Below are 17,298 nucleotides of genomic sequence, written 5' to 3'. Positions count from 1 at the left end.
AGGGAGCTGCAGAAACGACAAGGCTCTGAATAAATCAGAGCCTTATCGCTTAAGACTGACGTATTGAACGTGTTATTTCGATGTGTCTACGCTGGTTGAGCAAGTAAGCCTGTAATGCTCATAGTTCAAATCCTTCAGTCTTTCTGGAAGCTTGTAAGGGGCGGGGCAACTCTTGCCCTGCCACTTGATTGTGATGATGCCTTGATCTTTGGTAACAAGCGCTAACGCCTTGCCGGTGGGGTCGGAAAGCGCCAGTTGTTTACCGTCGGCGTCCATCAATACCGCTCCGAATGGAAGGGGTTTGCCCTCGGCATCGTAGAGTTCGAACTGGATCCGTCGCCCTTTGCTGCCTTCGAAGCGCGCGAGCACGACTGAACCTCGTCTCGGTACGAGTTGTTGAGTGGCGTTGTCCAACTCGATTTCACCGCCGAGATTGCGTGTATCCAACGTCACCCAGTTCACGCGATAGGGCTGTGCATTTGGAACGACGGCATAGCCGTTGAGGCCGGTTTTTACGCCGGAGTAGCTGCTGACTTCTACCCCTGACATGCCAGGCACCGCCACCAGTGCGAATGTTTCGCCGACGGTCTGGCCCATGTTGATTCCCCCCGCGTGGGCCACGATCGAGCCGGCCGCGCTCAGGTTCTGTGATTCATAACCGCTGCCTCGGCTATAGCCCAATCCAAGATCACCCATCGCTGTACGGGTACTCAGGCTCAGTGAGCCAGAGCGATCACCTTGCACACTGCGCCCGGTCTGTACGGAATAGTAGGTGTCACTGTCTTCAGTCAGATAACCATTGATCCCGGCTTGTGTACTGGTGCCGGTATTCTGATGATTGCTGGAAATATAGGCGCGAGGTGCGCGAGGTGTCGATCCGAGTGGGAATGAGATCGAAACGCTCAGTTGGGTGTCGTGAGTGGTGTCACCGCGTGCGCCGAACTCTTCGGTTTTACTCAAACTGATGTTGTAGTTCAGGTCGCGCCAATTATTGTTGTAACCGGCAGAAAAGCTGCGCGAACCACCGCGATCCCAATAGCGCTGATCACTGGCATTCAAGTACAGCGAGCCGTACTGGCGCGCTTCACCCAGGGTCTGGTTGACCGTGAGGTCGGTACGGGTTTTGGCGTTACCTGCGCGCCGCGTAGCGCCGGTGCTGGTGTCCTGAACGTGGTCGGTCAGCGTGCGGTAACCCTCGGTCGAATAACGATAGGCGGCGAGGGTGAAGCTGGTATCGGTGCCGGTGAAGGTCTTTGCATAGAGCGCGCGTACGCTGCTGCCCTGGGTCGTTTTACCGAATGCCTTGCTGGACGATTGCGTGAGGTCCAGTGACATCGCGCCAATCGACGTGTTCTTCGCCGCACCGACGGAAAGCGCTTTGAAACCGTTGCTGGCCTGAATGCCGGCAATGCCCGTCAGGTTGCTGGTCAAGCCGTAGGCGAAAGTACCGCCCAGGAAGGCTGGCTTGTCGTAGCCTTCGCTGTTGTTGTTGAATTTGCCGCTCGACAGGCTGTACTTCAATTGACCCTCACGCACCATCGTCGGCAAGGCGGAGAACGCCTGCCGGGTGACCTTGCGCCGACCATCCGCTTCGACAACGGTGATCTCCAGATCACCATTGGAGCCCGATGGATAGATATCACTGATCTCGAACGGCCCCGGCGGCACGTTGGTGGTGTAAAGAATGTAGTTATCCTGGCGGACCTCGATCTTCGCATTGGTTTCAGCCACGCCACGAATGATCGGCGCATAGCCGCGCTCACTGTCTGCGCGCATGCCTTCATCAGACGCCACCTTGACGCCTTGATAGCGCACGCTGTCGAACAGATCCGAATCGGAGAATATTTCCCCCGCACTCAGTTGCCCCTTGATCGCCGTGAGGTCGCGCTGGATGAACGTGCGGTTGCTGACAAACCGGTTGGGCCGGCCGGTGGCACTGCTCAGATTGGACTCGTTGCGCAAACGCCAGGCACCGAAGTTGATGCCGTTGCGCAGACCCAGGTTATTTGAGATTTGCGTCGAGTAATAGGTTTTGCTGCGGGAGCTGCTCAACTGATAGTTGATGAACCCGGCGGCCACGCCATCGTCCCAAAGTTCTGGGTCAACATAGCCGCGCATGCCGCGCGCCATCGCGACCTGCGGCACGCTGATATTGAGGCGCAGGCGGTTGGCGTCAAAACTGAGACTGGCTTGTTCGATCATCGACGCAAGATCGTAGTGATCGGCCGGCCGTTGCTCATCAACCAGACCTTGCTCACGCAGTTTGCGCATGTCCACACCCAGCTGCTGTAACAATTCCAGGGTGATACGTGGCTCGACTTTGCCGTTGAGCGGGTTGGCCGCGAAATCAACGTCGCGACGACCGACCAGCGTGCCGTTGCTGAACACGTCAACGCGATATCGGCCCGGCAGAACGCTGTTGGCATTCAACAAGGGTTGCAGATCGACCGCCGATGAACCTTCAAGAAACAAGGTATTGAAAGCTTCACCCGCTACCGCGGCGGGGGCATCGGCACCCATGGCGAATCCACAAATGGCCATATTGATGGCAAAGCACAATGGATGCAGGCAGCCCAACGCCGTTTTGTTTTTATGGCGCGCAACGTGATGCTTTACACAACTTGCAGATGTGTGGTGTTGGGAGGAAAACATGCAATTTGCCTTATCAGTCCGTGTTGCTTCAACCGGAGTCCGGAACTCGTAAATAGCTTGTGAATTGGCGGGGTGGGGCGGGGAAGTTACTGGGCGGATGCATCTTTCACGCGCTCGGCATGACTTTCGGTAGCGCTGAGCGGTGCATCGAATCGTTGTTGTGCGCCGTAATCATTAATGGCTGAAAACGTCAGACGCGGAGATCCAGGTGGCAACTCTTTCAAGTTGAATGAACGAACTTCGCCCGGAACGATCATTGTCGAATCAATCACCAACTCTGCTTTTTTTCCTGCAGCGACTTTCAGGTCGGCCAGCGACACATGGTAATTACTCTGGTTTTTTACTTTCAGTACCGACTTGCCAGCTTGCGTGACCAATTGCCATACAAGTTGCACCGGCGCTTGCGCAGCGTCACCGGTCAGTCCGTCCGGACGGAAGAACACCTTGATGCGCTGACGTACCGCCAGTTGCAGCGTATTGACATCGGCAGCACTGGCCTGAGGGATTTCCTGCACGTTCAGCCACACCACTGACTCTTTGTCCGCAGGCATGCCCCGGCCCTCATAGAGAATCCTCAACAGTTGCTGTTGATTGGGTTCGAGTCGGGCCAGCGGTGGAGTCACCGCAAATGGCGGCGCGCTGCCAGCGGTGTCGCCGGCATCCAGCCACGATTGCGCCAGGATGGTTTGCCCGCCGTTGCGCACGGTGACGTTTGCCTCTTTGTGCGCGCCATCGAAGATGACCCGGGTGGAACTCAAGGAGATGCTGGCGAATGCCGAGTGCGTCATCAACACCCCGGCAAGCCCCAGACACAGCGGAAAATAGCGACTTAACATAGTTTTCACCGATTGATCTGGTCGGGAAGGACGAGGCACAGCGGCCCCGTCCAGGTATTGCGCGCTGCTTATTCGTATTCGAGAACGAACGGCAGAGTGGCGTTACCGGTACCTGCAGTAGCGGTGGCCTTGTCGCCGGTGGTGACGTAAGCGGCTGCGAACGACAGGGTGCCGTCGCCGCCAGTGGTGCCGTCGCCAGTCAGGCTGGTCTGAACTTTGGCTGTGGCTTCGGAACTCAGGTCGATCAACTGGCCGTTGCTGTCCAGCAGCGCGATACCTACGCCTTTGGCCGCATCAGTACCTTGCAGCTTGAGAACTTTCTTGCCATCAACCAGGCCCGAACCGCCGTTGACGGTTGGTTTGAACAGCATCGACACCTTGGTGCCGGCGTTGCAGTTCACTTTCAGGTTGAAATCATTGGCAGCCACGCGACCAGCACCCGGGGCAGAATCGGTGCCCATGTCTTTGATCGATACGCTGCCCATGTCCACGGCAATCATCTTGTCGTTACCCGAAGCGCCATCTACCGAGCACGCATCGTTGTTGATGACGCCGGTAAAGCTGATTTGACCGCTGCCGCCCTTGACGGCTTTAGCGGCTTCTTCTTCAGCCAGTGCACCAGTGGAGGCAGCCAGTACGGAAAGAGTGAGTACTGCGAAAGCGAACTTTTTCATGTTTATATCCGAAGTTATTGTGAAGTGCTGCATTGAAATGCCAGGCCATGTTAGGTCGGTGATAGCGATGGGTCTTTGAGATTTGTCTTAAACCGTAGCAAGTGCGAGCAAGTCAGCAATATCGGAAGTGAGTATTTATATCTTCAGTTAATTTACGGCAGACCAAATGAGACAATTCTTAAAGTCGCGCGGGTTCTATTTGGTTAGTATTCGCGGATGCAGAAATTCTCAGTCAGTGCAAAGTTTGTCGGTGTTCTTTCTGCTTGAAAGATAATTCAGATGTTTTGCTATTAATAGCTGATAGAAAGAGGTTCCCGGTTTGTGAACACGCTTCGTATATTGGTATTGGAAGATCACGCCTTCCAGCGCACGGCTGCGGTCAGCGCGCTTAATAGTCTGGGTTACAAAAATATCTTTCAGGCGGCTGACGGCAAAGATGCGCTGGCTTTGATATCTCAGGCAGGGGGCGTGGACGTTGCGTTGTGTGACCTGAGCATGGCCGGGATGGATGGTTTGACCTTTTTGCGCCTGGCGAGAGAGGCCGGATTGATTCGCGCAGTGATCATCTGCAGTTCGTTGCCTGAAGACTTGTTGCGCACGGTTGATCGAATTGTCACGTTGCAGGGCCTGGAATTGCTCGGCAGTGTTGCAAAGCCGTTGATGGTCGATGTGCTGGCGCCATTGCTGGCGCGCTATCGGCCGCACAGCCAGGTCGATGTCAAAGTGGCGGAAAGTCATCTCGATCAGCCTTCGGAGAACGAAGTGCTTGAAGCGATACGTCGGCAGGAGTTTCGCGCGTACTTCCAGCCCAAGTTTCATCTGCGCAGTGGTGAAGTGGATGGCGCCGAGGTGCTGGTGCGCTGGCAAAGCCCCAGTCGCGGGTTGCTTTCACCGGGTATGTTCCTGCCCACGATCGAGCGTTGCGGGCTGCTTGATGAAATGTTTTTCAGCCTGCTCACGCAAGGATTGAGTCTGCAGCGTTTCGTGCAGTCCCACGGCAAACCGTTCAAGCTCGCGTTCAATCTTGACGTGACGCAGATGGCCAACCCGAATCTTGTCGATCGGATCAAGGCGCTGTTGCGCATTCACGGTGCCTCGCCAGCCGGGCTGATATTCGAGCTGACGGAAACCGGTCTGCTGCAGATGCCCGAGATCAGCATGGAAAACATGGTGCGTCTGCGCATGCTCGGCTTCAGCCTGGCAATCGATGATTTCGGTGTCGGCTATTCTTCGCTGGAGCGACTGTGTCAGATGCCGTTCAACGAAATCAAACTCGACGCCGGCTTCGTGCAGAATTTCCAGCAGGCTCGCTACAGTGCGGTCATCCACGGTGCCTTGGCGTTGGCGCGCGAGCTGGACATGCGTGTGGTGGCAGAGGGTATTGAAACCGCAGACCAGGTTCATCACCTGGCTCGACTCGGTTGCCAGTGGGGGCAGGGCTTCTTCTACGCTCGCCCCATGAATTGGGCGCATCTGGTCGATTGGCGCTTCGAGGGTCAAAAGTCGTCCTGGCGCCGCGCAATAGGTACGTCCGACCTTTGATGCGCGCTCGCGGTCTGACTTTTGGGACAAAGCCCTATTTCGTCGTGTCTTCAAAACAATCATCATGTGCCGAGAAATCAATCAGATGCACCTGAAAGCTTCGGTGATGCCCGGGATCTGCTGCGGTTGCCAAGTGCTGATGATCCTTCAACCCTCCTCATCATGGAGTTGCTCATGCATTGGTCAGTCGTGAATCCGTTACGCGTTGCCATCCTTGATGATCACTCGCTCATACGTCTGGCGATGAAATCGCGGCTGACGCGCGAAGCCGAGTTCAGTGTCGTGGGCGTGTACGGGAGCAGCGCGCAGTTGCTCGCTGGATTGCGCGAGGTCGAAATCGACCTGCTGATACTCGACTACAAGCTGCACGATGGTGAGCTGGACGGGCTCAATCTGATTCGGCTTCTGCGCAAGCAATATCCAGACATGCGCATCCTCGTCTCATCCTCTGAAGAGCGCCCGGCGGTGGTGAACATGGCGATCGGAGCGGGCGTCAGTGGATTCTTCGGCAAGTCCCAGCCAGTCGATGACCTGATCACGGGCATCCGCTGCGCAGCGTCCGGCCAGTTGTACCTGTCGCCGGCAATGGCCTTCGAGCTTGATGTGCTGCCTGCGTCGGTCGATGAGCCTGCTGGTGCCAATGATGACGGCGCGGTGCACAGCGACGATTTTCTGAGCAATCCTTTGCTGTCGCCGAAGGAGAAAGAAGTCTTGCGCTGCTGTCTCGAGGGCATGGGGGTGACGCAGATCGCTTTGAAGTTCTCGCGCAGTCGCAAAACCATCAGTGGGCAAAAACAGGCCGCTTTCAAAAAGCTTGGCATTCGTGGTGATGCAGAGCTGTTCAAGTTGCAGCACAGCCTGACAGCCGACAACCAGGGATAACTCGCTTATGTTTCATCTGTTGCGCGGTGTTTTGCTCGTCAGTGTGCTTTTCGTATTCGGTAGCGGGTCGTTGTGGGCAGCAGAGCCGCGCACTCTGCAGGTGTTCGGTCGATCAGACTGCAAGGAGGTGCAGGTCGATCTGAGCAATGAAGACTGGAGTTGGCTCCGGCAGAAACGCAGCCTCGTATTGGGATCGGCGCTTCCGGATTTCCCGCCCTATGTCATGACCGCCAGCGGTACGCGTTATGAGGGGATTGCCGCCGACATCGCCTGCATTATCGGTCAGGCCCTGCATGTCGAAGTTACCGTCAAGGCATATCCCGACCGTCGCGATGCCATGGCGGCGCTTGAACGTGGCGACATCGACATGTTGGGCAGCTCCAACAGTTTCGAGTTGATCGACGGCCTCGTTACGCTCAGCAAGCCTTATGTCGAAGACGTGCCGGCAATGTTCATGCGCGGCGATGATCGGCGACCGATGCCGGCCAATCTGGCCGGTTTGCGTATTGCGGTTGCCGACGATTACCTGCCATCCAGTCAGCTGCATGGCTTGTATCCCAACGCCGAGTTCGTACTTTTCCCATCGAACGAGTTGGCACTGGCTGCGCTGGCCTTTGGCAAAGTCGATCTGTTTCTGGGCGACACGGTGTCCAGCAACTATCTGATCAACCTCAACTACTTCAACTATGTGCGCCTGCACTCTTTCGTCAAAACGCAAACCAACGGTTTCAGCTTTGCCCTGCGCCGAGGTAATGATCAATTGCTGCGTCTGATCGACTCGGTCATCGAGTCGATGGGTGAGGGCAAGATAGCCGAAATCACCAAACGCTGGTCCGGTGGCGGCGGGGCACTGACCCCCAAACGTATTGACCTGACACCCGGCGAAGCACGCTGGCTTGAGCTGCACCCGGTCGCGCGGTTCGTGATCAATGACGATCAGGCGCCATTTGCGTTCTTTGATGGCGATGGCAACTTTGGCGGAATCGGCGCCGATCTGCTGGAACTGATTCAGCGGCGCACTGGTTTGCAGATCGATGTGAAGCGCACCGACAGCTTTTCCAGCTTGAGCACACGCCTGCTGGATGGCAGCGCCGATATCTCGTTGCTGACGCCAACCGTCTCCCGTGAAGTCGGTATGCGTTTCACCCACCCGTTCCTCGCCAGTCCTTTTGTGATCGTCACCGCCAAGGACGCTGGCGCGCCTTCAAGCCTGCAGGAGCTACGCGGCAAGCGCGTCGCCGTCCCCGAGAGTTCGGCGGAGCGTGAGCTGCTCAAGGATTATCCCGACATTGAAATTGTCGACAACGAGACAGTGCTCGGCGCTCTGGCTGACGTGAAGGATGGGCGAGCAGACGCGATGATTACCACGCTGCACAGTGCGCGCTATTACATCGCTCACATCTACAGCGACAGTTTGCGCATCTCCAACATCGTCGGCATGAACAAAGGTTTCCTCGCCTTCGCCGCCCGACGCGCCGATACCGAACTGGTCAGCATTCTGAACAAGGCTCTGCTGAGCATTCCACCCGATGAGCTGGACGTGATTCTCAACCGTTGGCGTCCCATTGCCGCGTTCTCGGGACTGTCGTGGCGCGATTACAAGGTGTTGATCTATCAAATCAGCGCTGGTGCCTTCTTGATTATCCTCGGATCGCTGGCGTGGAATTTCTATATTCGCCGGCAGATCCGCGAACGCAGTCGGGCAGAGCGCTTGCTCGGCGATCAACTGAAGTTCATGGGGGCGCTGATCAACGGCACGCCGCATCCCATTTACGTACGCGATCGGGAAGGTCGGCTTGTCACCTGCAATAACAATTATCTGCAGACGTTTGGCCTTTTGGAAAAAGACGTGATCGGCAAGACCGTGCTCGAAAGCGGCAAGCGCAATCGCCAGGAAGCGTTGCAATTTCACGATGACTATCTGCGCGTCATCGAGCGGGACGAACCTTACGAGGTGGATCGCACGCTGCATGTTGGTGAAACGCGGCTGATCATTTATCACTGGATCCAGCCTTATCACGACACGACGGGGGAAGTCAGAGGCGTGATCTGCGGCTGGATCGACATCAGCGAACGCCGCGAACTGATCGAGGAGTTGCGTTCGGCGAAAGAGCTGGCCGATGAGTCAAGCCGCGCCAAAACCACGTTCCTCGCGACCATGAGCCACGAGATCCGTACGCCGATGAGTGCCGTGATCGGCATGCTTGAACTCACCCTCAAGCGCGCCGAGCAGGGCCACTTCGATCGACCGGCGATTGAAGTGGCCTACGACTCGGCGAAAGGCCTGCTGGAGCTGATCGGCGATATCCTCGATGTGGTTCGCATCGAGTCTGGGCATGTCAGTCTTTCGCCGAAACGTGCCAACCTGCGCGAACTTGTGGAGTCCGTGGCGCGGGTGTTCGACGGCTTGGCCAGGCAGAAGAGTCTGGTATTGAAGCTCGATATCGACGCCACTGTCGGCTGTGACGTACTGGTTGATCCGATGCGATTCCAGCAGGTGCTCTCGAATCTGGTCGGCAATGCCATCAAGTTTACCGATACCGGGCATGTCAGCGTCTCGATTCGCGGCCAACGCCTTGCTGACGAACGTTTGCAGGTCGATCTCAAAGTCGAGGATACCGGCATCGGCATTTCCAGCGCTGATCTGCAGAACCTGTTCCAGCCGTTTTCGCAAGCCAATCACGGCCCCTCGAACCGGGGCGGCACCGGTCTGGGATTGGCGATTTCACGTTCGTTGTGCGAGTTGATGGGCGGGCGACTGAACATCACCAGTACGCTGGGCAAAGGCACCTGCCTGGAAGTGTCGCTGTTCTTCAATATCCTCAGTCCGCTCGGCGGCAAGGTGCTGCCTGTTTCGGTTGTCCAGGACAAGCCAGTGCCGACGCTGCGGATTCTGGTAGTGGATGACCAGAGCGCCAACCGTCTGCTGCTGACGCAGCAGCTCAGCTTTCTTGGCCAGGCGGTGCGTGATGCTGCCGATGGAGCGCAGGCATTGGCATTGTGGCGTTCGGAGCCGTTCGACATTGTGATCACGGACTGCAACATGCCGGTCATGAACGGCTACGAACTGGCCCGCACTATTCGCCAGGACGAACGCGACAGTGGTGGAGCGCCGTGTATCGTGCTGGGCTTCACAGCCAACGCACAGCCGGAAGAAAAAGTGAAATGCCGAGAGGCGGGGATGGACGACTGTCTGTTCAAACCGATCAGCCTCAGCACCTTGTCGACCCTGCTTGCCGGCTGGGAAAAGGACGTCGAAACCGAGCCAGTTGAAAGCCCGCCTGCGGCGGGTATCAAGGAGCTGGGGTCGATTCGCGAGCGTCTGACCGAGCTCACCGGAGGCGATCTCGACATGATGAAAGAACTGCTGCGCGAGGCGCTGTCGAGTTGTGAGAAGGATCTGGAGGAGCTGCATTCGCTGATACCCGAAAGCGATCCCGGGTTGTTGGCTGACCTGGCACATCGGATCAAGGGCGCGGCGCGCATTGTCGCCGAGCATCAGGTCATCGAGGCGTGTAACGACCTTGAGGCCGAGTGCGAAGCGCCGGTCATCGATCCACTGGATATCAATCGCAGCGCGTTGAAGCTGGAGCATGCACAGGCTGATCTGATCAAGAAAATCAAACGGGTCGAGCTGTAACCGTATTGGCGCAGGGCTCTGCTGACTGGCCTTGCATTGAAGGGGGACGTTAAAGATCATTTTGCAACGGGCGATACCTTGGTTAATAACCATGGAGTTTCGCGATGATCATTCGACGTCCTTTATTGATTGCCTGTCTCTGCCTGCTGAGTTTTGACACCGTCAGCGCGGCCCAGTCTGCGCCTGTCAGCGGAGTGATTCGCTTCAGCGGACAGATCGTCGAGACAAGTTGCATGGCGAGTGGCGCCAGCCTTGCTTCTGCTTCTGTCGAGCTGCTTGATTGTCCGCAGGCGAGCACTGGTCAGATGTTCTCGGTGACCAACGTCAGTGCGGCAGGGCGGGGTGAGCCGCGCCAGCAAGTGTTCGTGAAGATGATTGCCGATACCCACGAGCAGGAAAAATATTACGACCAGCGTTTGCTGCTCACGGACAACAAGGGCCATCAGATAACGACTGGCAATTACGTCGTGACGCTGACGCTGCCTTGATGGACTGAGAAGAATGAGTTTGCGCCCCTTGTTTCAAGGTTACTGACAACAAGGGGCGTTAATAATGAGAATTGTCTGGTTCGTATACGACCGTCCCGCGCTCCTGGCATTGCGCCGCTCGCCACCGTTGCAAAATCCCTCCCTCCAAAGACTTTGAACCAGGCCGGGCCTCGCTAGCGCGGGCTTGTCATCAAGGTGTGGTTTTCGCTCAGCGATCCCTGCGGTCATTTTGAGACAAGTCTCATATCGGCCAGGTTGGCCCTTTGGTTATTTTCTTGAAAGGAAGAATGGAGCTGCCAAAGGTGTCCGATGTTTCTTGAAAATAACCGAAGTCGATCCTTGCGGATCCTGATCGCCGATAACGACGTGCGTAGAGGTCTGTCGATTGAACAACAGTTCAACAAGCTGGGCTGTCTCAGCGTAGTGAACGTCTGTACTTATCGTGACCTGAGAGTACTGACGTATTACTGCCCCCAACGGCTCAGCCTGGTCGTCGTCAATGCTGAGTTGCTCAACGAGATGGCGATGGATCCGCTCGATTTTTTGGGGAAAACCCGTTGATTCGTCACCTGCTGATTTTCAACCCCAGTGATGATCATCAGTGGTCGAAGACCGTCTTCAATCCGCATCCGCAACGCTGGATGCGTCTGGTCTCGAAAATCGATCTGCCGCGATTGGCGGATTTTCTGATGCTGGCCGACCCGACGCTCAAGGAGCTGGCGGAGCCGGCCTCATCCGACTCCACGCTTTCTTCGGGCGCAAACCGCTAGCTGTTGCGCCTTCGCGCGGTCATCCGCTTGTGCTTTGAGGTGCTATTGCTCAGCGCCTGCTTTGCTGCCCGCTCGTTTGCCCCATTGTCTTGAATACACTCTAAGGTAAGGCATCATGCTGCTTCGTAAACTCAATCTCGCGCCGCGTTCGGCGCTGTGTTTTGGCTTGTTCTGTCTCATGATTATCGCGATCGGATTGATCGCCTTGCAGCAAGTCGACTTGCTCAATAAGGCGGAGACCTATGTCGAGACGACCATCGTGCCGAGTATCAAGCTACTCGGACAACTGGATCGTGAACTCATCGAAATCAAGGGCAATAACGCCCGCCTGCGCAACCCTATCGAAACACCTGAGCGTAAGGCTCAGGCCTTGATGGACATTCAACAGTCGCGTCAGCTCATCAAAAAACATCAGCGCGCACTCATTGATCTGCTGGCAACTGACGCCGGGCGTGAGGCCTTCGAGGCGTTCGCCAAAGCACAACAAGTCAATGATCAGGCGCAGGACCAATACCTTGAAACCGTGGCAAAAGGGCAGCTTGAAGCGGCCATTGCGCTGTCTAAGAATCAGATGCGTGCCGCCTCGGACGGCGTGCAGGTCGCGCTCAAGAAGCTGATTGCTCTCAATGAGATCGAAGCTTATGAAGCGGGCAAGCAGGCCGACAATGTCTACGAACACACGCTGTGGATCGTCAGTGTGTTCATTATCATTGCCATCGGTGCTTCCTTGGCCCTGGCGGTGTTGTACACGCGCAGCCTGACGGTGCCGATTGCAGGCTCACTAAGGGTAGCGGAGTGCATCGCCGCCAACGATTTGAGCGAAACCATCGCGCTAGATGGTTCCGATGAGGCAGCGCAGATGCTGTCGTCGTTGGCCGCGATGCAAGCCAGTTTGCGTGATGCGCTGATCATGATCCGTGACTCGTCCACGCAGTTGGCCGAAACCTCGGAAGTCATGCACGGCGTCACCGAAGATATTTCGCGTATCACTCAGCGTCAGAGTCATGAAATCGAAATGGCCGCCACCGCCGTGACTGAAATGAGTGCGGCGGTGGAGCAGGTCGCGGACAACGCCGCATCGACCTCGCAACTGACGTCGGAATCAAGCGCCGCAGCCATTGCCGGTAAAGCCCAGGTCAGCGAAACGGTCGCGGCAATCAATCTGATGGTTTCCAGCGTGCATGGCACCTCGGCAGAAGTGCAGGCGCTTTCTACGATGGCGAGCGATATCAGCAGCGTGCTGGACGTGATCCGAGAAGTCGCCGAACAAACCAATCTGCTCGCGTTGAACGCGGCCATCGAGGCGGCGCGGGCGGGGGAGGCGGGCCGCGGCTTTGCCGTGGTTGCAGATGAGGTGAGAGGGCTGGCGCAGCGTACGCAGAAATCGACCGAGGACATCGAGTCCATGGTCAGCTCCATTCAGTCGGGCACCAGCAGGGCAGTTACGTCCATGAGCCACACCCGCTCTCAAGCTGAAAGAACACTCGAGATGGCCAATATCGCCGGCGAAGTGCTGACTGACATCACTGGGTCTCTGAATCTTATCAATGAACGAAACCTGCTGATGGCGACCGCTGCCGAAGAGCAGGCTCAGGTTGCGCGCGAAGTGGATCGCAGCCTGATCAGCATTCGCGACCTGTCTTGCGAAACTGCAGAAGGCTCGAAACAGACCGCCGTTGCGTCGGCGGAGCTTTCGCAATTAGCGGCATCGCTGAATAAGTTGACCAAGGAATTCAAGCTGTAAAGAGTGAGCAGGAAGCCCTGATCACCAGGGCTTTGTTTGATCCGCGGTCAATCCTGTTGTGCAGCGGCCGCTACCTCATTTCTGTGTTGGCTGCTCGGTTTGTGCCGTCAGTTGTTCAATGCAGGTGGCGAGTTGTTTTTCATAGCTTTCAAGCACCGCTTCGGCTTCAGCTTCGCGCTCATCACGCAAGCGAAAGAAGTCATCGCGACTGAGCTGGTCCGCTACGAGGCGGATATTTTGCTCGATGATCGCGCACAGTGAATCTTCATCCTCTAACGCGGCGCTGGTTTGCGCCGCGCGTTGAGTGTTTTCGAGCTCCGTCTTTGCCGTCTCGGCGGCCTTCGCCTGTTCCTTCGCGGTAAGCAGGTCAGTCTCCAGTGCCTGCTTTTGTTCTGCCAGACGCTTGAGTTCTGCGCTCATTGACTGGATGGCATCGGCTCGCTGTGTGAGCTGGATCTCCTGCTTTTGCACCACGGCCTTCAGTGGAAACAGATTGTTGAGCTCATAACCGGCGGCGACAGTCATGGCGATCAGCGCCAGTGCCAGAATCGTCAGGCAATAGATGGCGGCGTTGCTCTGGGGTTTTGGGCTATTGAGGGTATCGAGGGCTCTCACGGAATCGTTTCTCCTTTCAAGAGTGGACAGTGTAATGACCGAATTCCGTTGCGCCTTTAAGACGAGTCTTAAATTGTCTGTTGGTTATCTGCGCTGGTAAAGGATGGTGTTCAATAACGTGTCCTTTTATAGGTTTTTCCGATTTGGCTAGTTAGCTATAAATCTATGAGAATTGTCTGTTTGTTGAATAAATAAACTTTTTGCGCAAGTGCTGTTTATTTATTATCTTCTCGTTCCGATTGTGGTGATTTTGCAGCCGATTAAATATTCGCGCCATCGTCAATCATTCAGTTGTTTGCATGCAATGCAGAGTCAGAGAGAGTGCTATGAAGTTATCCCGTATATCAATTGTCGGACTCTTGTATATGCTGTCGTCAAATACAATGGCGGCGGTATGCGAATTTTATCCCGACAATTCCATGGGCGACCTCCGAGTTGTCCTTCCGGCCACGATCTCGGTGCCGCGGGACACGCCGAACGGCACGGTTATCTATGAAAGCCCAATCGTGACCCTGGGAGCCATTCCCAGTTCGTTCAGGTGCTCTGCGGTACACAATGAAGGTGTTCGCAATTCTGTGGGCGTCACCCAATCAGGCGCGCAGATTTTTCCTGTTGGAAATACCGGGATCGGCTGGCAATGGATTCGACCGCCATCGGGCAAAGCATGGAAAGGCTTTCCGGGAGACACCGACGTTGCTGGCGGTTGGGGGTGGAATGGCACTCAGCACATCTTGCGTCTTGTAAAAACGGGTGAGATTTCCGGTAGTGCGACGATACCCTCAGGCCAATTGGGGAAATTTGTCGCTGCTGAAATCGAGCCTCTGGCATTGAATACAAGTGGCACGCGGGTGGTCTCACAGTCTTGCGAAACACCCGATGTAAAAGTTGATATGGGTAGCTATAACTTGAGCGATTTCCCGAAGAACGGTGCCTATGCCAAGGAGCAATACTTTTTTCTCAGTATGAAAAACTGTCCTACCGGAATAAACAACTTCCGCTACTCCTTTTCGCCCACTGCGGGCAGCCCTCTGTGGGACGCTAATACTGGCATGGTAAATCTGAACAGTAGTTCCACTGCCAAAGGTTTGGCATTGCAGATGCGCTTCAGAGACGGGAAGCCACTCAAGCTGAATCAGAACTACATAATGAAAGCGCCTACATCGGAAGGCGGGAATGCATCTGTAGACTTGCAAGCGCGCTTCGTGCGCATTGAGCCCGCAAATTCACAAATGAGAGCGGGCAATGCCAATGCGGAAATTGCCTTTGTCGTTGAGTATCTATGAGGAGGCCAACAGCTTCTTCACCTCAGCCACAATCACCGCAATGTCGAAAGGCTTGGGCAGCACCACGTCAAACAGATCCGAGCGTTGCATGCCAATGTGCGCCTGCGCTCCACTCATGAGAATGATCGGCAGGTGTTTGACGCAAGGCTGAGCACGCACGGCTTCGGCGAATTCGAGGCCGTCCATGACCGGCATCATGAAGTCCGTGATGATCAGTGCTGGCCGTTCTCTCTGCAGCACTTCGAGGGCTTTCTTGCCATTGCTGGCCGTCACCGTCATGTAGCCTTCATCCTCCAGCGCAAAGCCAAGAATGTCAGCAATCAGATACTCGTCGTCGACTACCAGGATGGTGGTCATGTTATTTCAACCCGCTCGAAGACTTACGATATTGAACCAGGCAATGACTCGGATGAGACGGAAGGTTCATTTCTCAAAGCCTTTTCCAGGAACACATCTTGATCACGGATGACTACCTCGAACCGCGAAGGGTTGTAGGAGCTATCACGTATCTTGAGAATGGAAAGCGTCCTGCGAAGTTCAGCGTGATTTTCAAAGAAACGCATGAGAATCAGGTTGTCGGCAATACTGGACAGGTCGGAATTCGGTGCGCTGACCTCGGAGCCGAACAGATCGCGCATTTCCCAGGAGGCAAAGACCGTGACGCCTCGGGATCGCAGCTCGTTCATCAGTGCACTGAAAAAGTCGGTGATGCGTTCCGGTGTGGTTGAAACCCGAGTCATGCCGCTGAGGCTGTCGATGAACAGGCGCTTGATACCTTTTTCATCGACCAGGCTCAGCAGGCGCGCACCGAGGGCGTCGAGCAAGCCCTCGGTGGTCGGCTGCCAGGCAATGCTCAGTGCACCGCTGTGTTCCATTTGTTCAATGTTGATGCCCAGCGAACGGCCTTTGAGTCGCAGCCGTTGCGGGCTCTCATAGAAACCGAAATGCAGGCCCGGCGCTTCGGCCGTCGACTGCGCGAGAAACTTCAGCCCCAGCGTGGTTTTGCCGATCCCGGAAGGCCCCATGACGAGCGTGACGCTGGAGCTGTGCAAGCCGCCACCGAGGATGTCATCCAGCGAAGCGATGCCGCTGGGTATGCGTGTCATGTCTGCGCTGTCGGGGGCGGAAGGGCGTTTGTACAGACTTTCCAGGCGCGGATAGACCACCAGGCCTTTTTCGGTGATTTCACACTCGTGAACACCGGTCAAAGCGCCGCTGCCGCGGGTCTTGCGCAGGTGAATGCGGCGCACCGATCGCGTGCCGAACAGCTCTTCGCCCATTTCGATGACGCCGTCGACCATCGTGTGTTCCGGGCTGCCGTCGTCAAGGCGCGAGCTGGTGAGAAACAGCACGGTGCAACCGGCGAATGCCGCATGGCCTTGCAGTTCGGAGATGAATTTTTTCGTGTCGATCGGTGAGTCGGCCTTGGAGCGCGCGTTGAGCAAACCGTCGACGACCATGACCGTCGCTTTCTGCCGGCTGATTTCGCGCCGCAGCAGTTTCACCACTTCATCGAGGCCTTCGTTTTCCAGCGTATCGAAAGCGCTGACAAACTGTATTTCAGCGCCCACTCGGGATGCGTCGAAAAAACTCATGGTCGATAGAAACTGAAACAGCCGGTCGTGGGACTCGGCCAGCAACGTGGCGACCAGAACGCGACCGCCATTGCGGGCATGATTGAAGCCGAGCTGATTGGCGAGGATGGTCTTGCCGGAACCGGGGCGGCCCTGAACGATGTACGAAGCACCCGCGACCAGGCCACCCTGAAGCAGCGCGTCGAGCCCTTCGATTCCGCTTTGAAGGCGTTTTAGCTTTTCCACTATGCGACCCTGATCTGAAAAAACAGGCTTGTTAAGCCGGATGGATGAAATGCTAACGCCATTTCCATTTTTGGGCCATGGCGGTGGAGGCAAAGTAGCGTTGGAAAGTGGCGCTTGGCGAATGGCGGCACGCAATCCGGGAATAAGGACAACCCGCGCGCAAGAAGATTCGATTGCCAAATCCCGTAAACGACAAAGCCGGAATAGGCAGGGCTTTGCCCGACCTGAGATAACGCAGGCGATGGGATTCGGACTCATGGCGACGGCCAGCGAATTCTCACGCGCCTGCCGCCGCAGCGGGCGAGTAAAAATTCAGATCCACTGTCCTGGTAAGTCATGTGCGTCGGTACTA

13 protein-coding genes and 1 pseudogene are annotated in these 17,298 nt (G+C 56.1%); 8 read left to right on the top strand and 6 right to left on the bottom strand.

Features of this window, described 5'->3' with window-relative positions; all coding sequences use genetic code 11:
* Positions 1-72: 72 nt before the first annotated feature.
* The 3 genes from AB4O11_RS23425 to AB4O11_RS23415 all read right to left on the bottom strand — a co-directional run bounded on the left by AB4O11_RS23425 (position 73) and on the right by AB4O11_RS23415 (position 4,162).
* On the bottom strand, positions 73-2,541 hold the full coding sequence (locus tag AB4O11_RS23425; RefSeq protein WP_460128796.1) for a fimbria/pilus outer membrane usher protein: 2,469 nt from the start codon (positions 2,539-2,541) through the stop codon (positions 73-75).
* Positions 2,542-2,738: 197 nt separating this feature from the next.
* The gene (locus tag AB4O11_RS23420; RefSeq protein ID WP_093431555.1) at positions 2,739-3,488 is read right to left on the bottom strand and encodes a fimbrial biogenesis chaperone; all 750 of its coding nucleotides are present in this window, start codon (positions 3,486-3,488) and stop codon (positions 2,739-2,741) included.
* A 68-nt stretch (positions 3,489-3,556) separates the two neighbouring features.
* Positions 3,557-4,162, bottom strand: a complete 606-nt coding sequence (locus tag AB4O11_RS23415) for a fimbrial protein (RefSeq protein ID WP_093431558.1) — start codon at positions 4,160-4,162, stop codon at positions 3,557-3,559.
* A 321-nt stretch (positions 4,163-4,483) separates the two neighbouring features.
* Here AB4O11_RS23415 and AB4O11_RS23410 point away from each other — a divergent pair, with 321 nt between their 5' ends.
* From AB4O11_RS23410 to AB4O11_RS23380, 7 genes are all read left to right on the top strand, one after another.
* Positions 4,484-5,704, top strand: coding sequence for an EAL domain-containing response regulator (locus AB4O11_RS23410; RefSeq protein WP_414926011.1), 1,221 nt, complete (start codon positions 4,484-4,486; stop codon positions 5,702-5,704).
* A gap of 174 nt (positions 5,705-5,878) precedes the next feature.
* Positions 5,879-6,586 (top strand): response regulator, encoded by a 708-nt coding sequence (locus tag AB4O11_RS23405; RefSeq protein ID WP_460131143.1) that lies wholly within the window; start codon positions 5,879-5,881, stop codon positions 6,584-6,586.
* Positions 6,587-6,593: 7 nt separating this feature from the next.
* Positions 6,594-10,226 (top strand): transporter substrate-binding domain-containing protein, encoded by a 3,633-nt coding sequence (locus tag AB4O11_RS23400; protein WP_460128794.1) that lies wholly within the window; start codon positions 6,594-6,596, stop codon positions 10,224-10,226.
* 104 nt (positions 10,227-10,330) lie between these two features.
* Entirely contained in the window at positions 10,331-10,714 is a 384-nt protein-coding gene (locus AB4O11_RS23395) for a type 1 fimbrial protein (protein ID WP_460128791.1), read from the top strand.
* Positions 10,715-11,023: 309 nt separating this feature from the next.
* On the top strand, positions 11,024-11,275 hold the full coding sequence (locus AB4O11_RS23390; RefSeq protein WP_460128790.1) for a hypothetical protein: 252 nt from the start codon (positions 11,024-11,026) through the stop codon (positions 11,273-11,275).
* On the top strand, positions 11,272-11,484 hold the full coding sequence (locus tag AB4O11_RS23385) for a hypothetical protein (protein ID WP_460128788.1): 213 nt from the start codon (positions 11,272-11,274) through the stop codon (positions 11,482-11,484). The genes AB4O11_RS23390 and AB4O11_RS23385 overlap by 4 nt, the downstream gene beginning before the upstream one ends.
* A gap of 115 nt (positions 11,485-11,599) precedes the next feature.
* Positions 11,600-13,228 (top strand): methyl-accepting chemotaxis protein, encoded by a 1,629-nt coding sequence (locus tag AB4O11_RS23380; protein WP_460128785.1) that lies wholly within the window; start codon positions 11,600-11,602, stop codon positions 13,226-13,228.
* Between the two features lie 75 nt (positions 13,229-13,303).
* Here the strand turns inward: AB4O11_RS23380 and AB4O11_RS23375 are convergent, their stop codons facing one another.
* Complete coding sequence (locus AB4O11_RS23375) at positions 13,304-13,843, bottom strand: hypothetical protein (protein ID WP_093431579.1); 540 nt, start codon at positions 13,841-13,843, stop codon at positions 13,304-13,306.
* A gap of 299 nt (positions 13,844-14,142) precedes the next feature.
* On the opposite strand from AB4O11_RS23375, the pseudogene AB4O11_RS23370 reads away from it, so the two are divergent.
* Positions 14,143-15,060, top strand: a pseudogene (locus tag AB4O11_RS23370) (fimbrial protein); the annotation flags it as partial.
* Positions 15,061-15,120: 60 nt separating this feature from the next.
* On the opposite strand, the gene AB4O11_RS23365 reads toward AB4O11_RS23370, so the two are convergent.
* Together AB4O11_RS23365 and AB4O11_RS23360 are read right to left on the bottom strand one after the other, a co-directional pair.
* Positions 15,121-15,483, bottom strand: a complete 363-nt coding sequence (locus AB4O11_RS23365; protein ID WP_460128783.1) for a response regulator — start codon at positions 15,481-15,483, stop codon at positions 15,121-15,123.
* Between the two features lie 23 nt (positions 15,484-15,506).
* Positions 15,507-16,946 (bottom strand): ATPase domain-containing protein, encoded by a 1,440-nt coding sequence (locus AB4O11_RS23360; RefSeq protein ID WP_186622267.1) that lies wholly within the window; start codon positions 16,944-16,946, stop codon positions 15,507-15,509.
* Positions 16,947-17,298: the final 352 nt, after the last annotated feature.

The sequence above is a fragment of the Pseudomonas sp. H1_D05 genome (assembly GCF_054682705.1).
This window is presented reverse-complemented; position numbering and strand designations above follow the sequence as displayed.

Coding starts and splice junctions, on each gene's coding strand:
- AB4O11_RS23425 (WP_460128796.1), bottom strand. CDS start 2,541: ATGGCCATTTGTGGATTCGCCATGGGTGCCGATGCCCCCGCCGCGGTA.
- AB4O11_RS23420 (WP_093431555.1), bottom strand. CDS start 3,488: ATGTTAAGTCGCTATTTTCCGCTGTGTCTGGGGCTTGCCGGGGTGTTG.
- AB4O11_RS23415 (WP_093431558.1), bottom strand. CDS start 4,162: ATGAAAAAGTTCGCTTTCGCAGTACTCACTCTTTCCGTACTGGCTGCC.
- AB4O11_RS23405 (WP_460131143.1), top strand. CDS start 5,879: ATGCATTGGTCAGTCGTGAATCCGTTACGCGTTGCCATCCTTGATGAT.
- AB4O11_RS23400 (WP_460128794.1), top strand. CDS start 6,594: ATGTTTCATCTGTTGCGCGGTGTTTTGCTCGTCAGTGTGCTTTTCGTA.
- AB4O11_RS23395 (WP_460128791.1), top strand. CDS start 10,331: ATGATCATTCGACGTCCTTTATTGATTGCCTGTCTCTGCCTGCTGAGT.
- AB4O11_RS23390 (WP_460128790.1), top strand. CDS start 11,024: ATGTTTCTTGAAAATAACCGAAGTCGATCCTTGCGGATCCTGATCGCC.
- AB4O11_RS23380 (WP_460128785.1), top strand. CDS start 11,600: ATGCTGCTTCGTAAACTCAATCTCGCGCCGCGTTCGGCGCTGTGTTTT.
- AB4O11_RS23365 (WP_460128783.1), bottom strand. CDS start 15,483: ATGACCACCATCCTGGTAGTCGACGACGAGTATCTGATTGCTGACATT.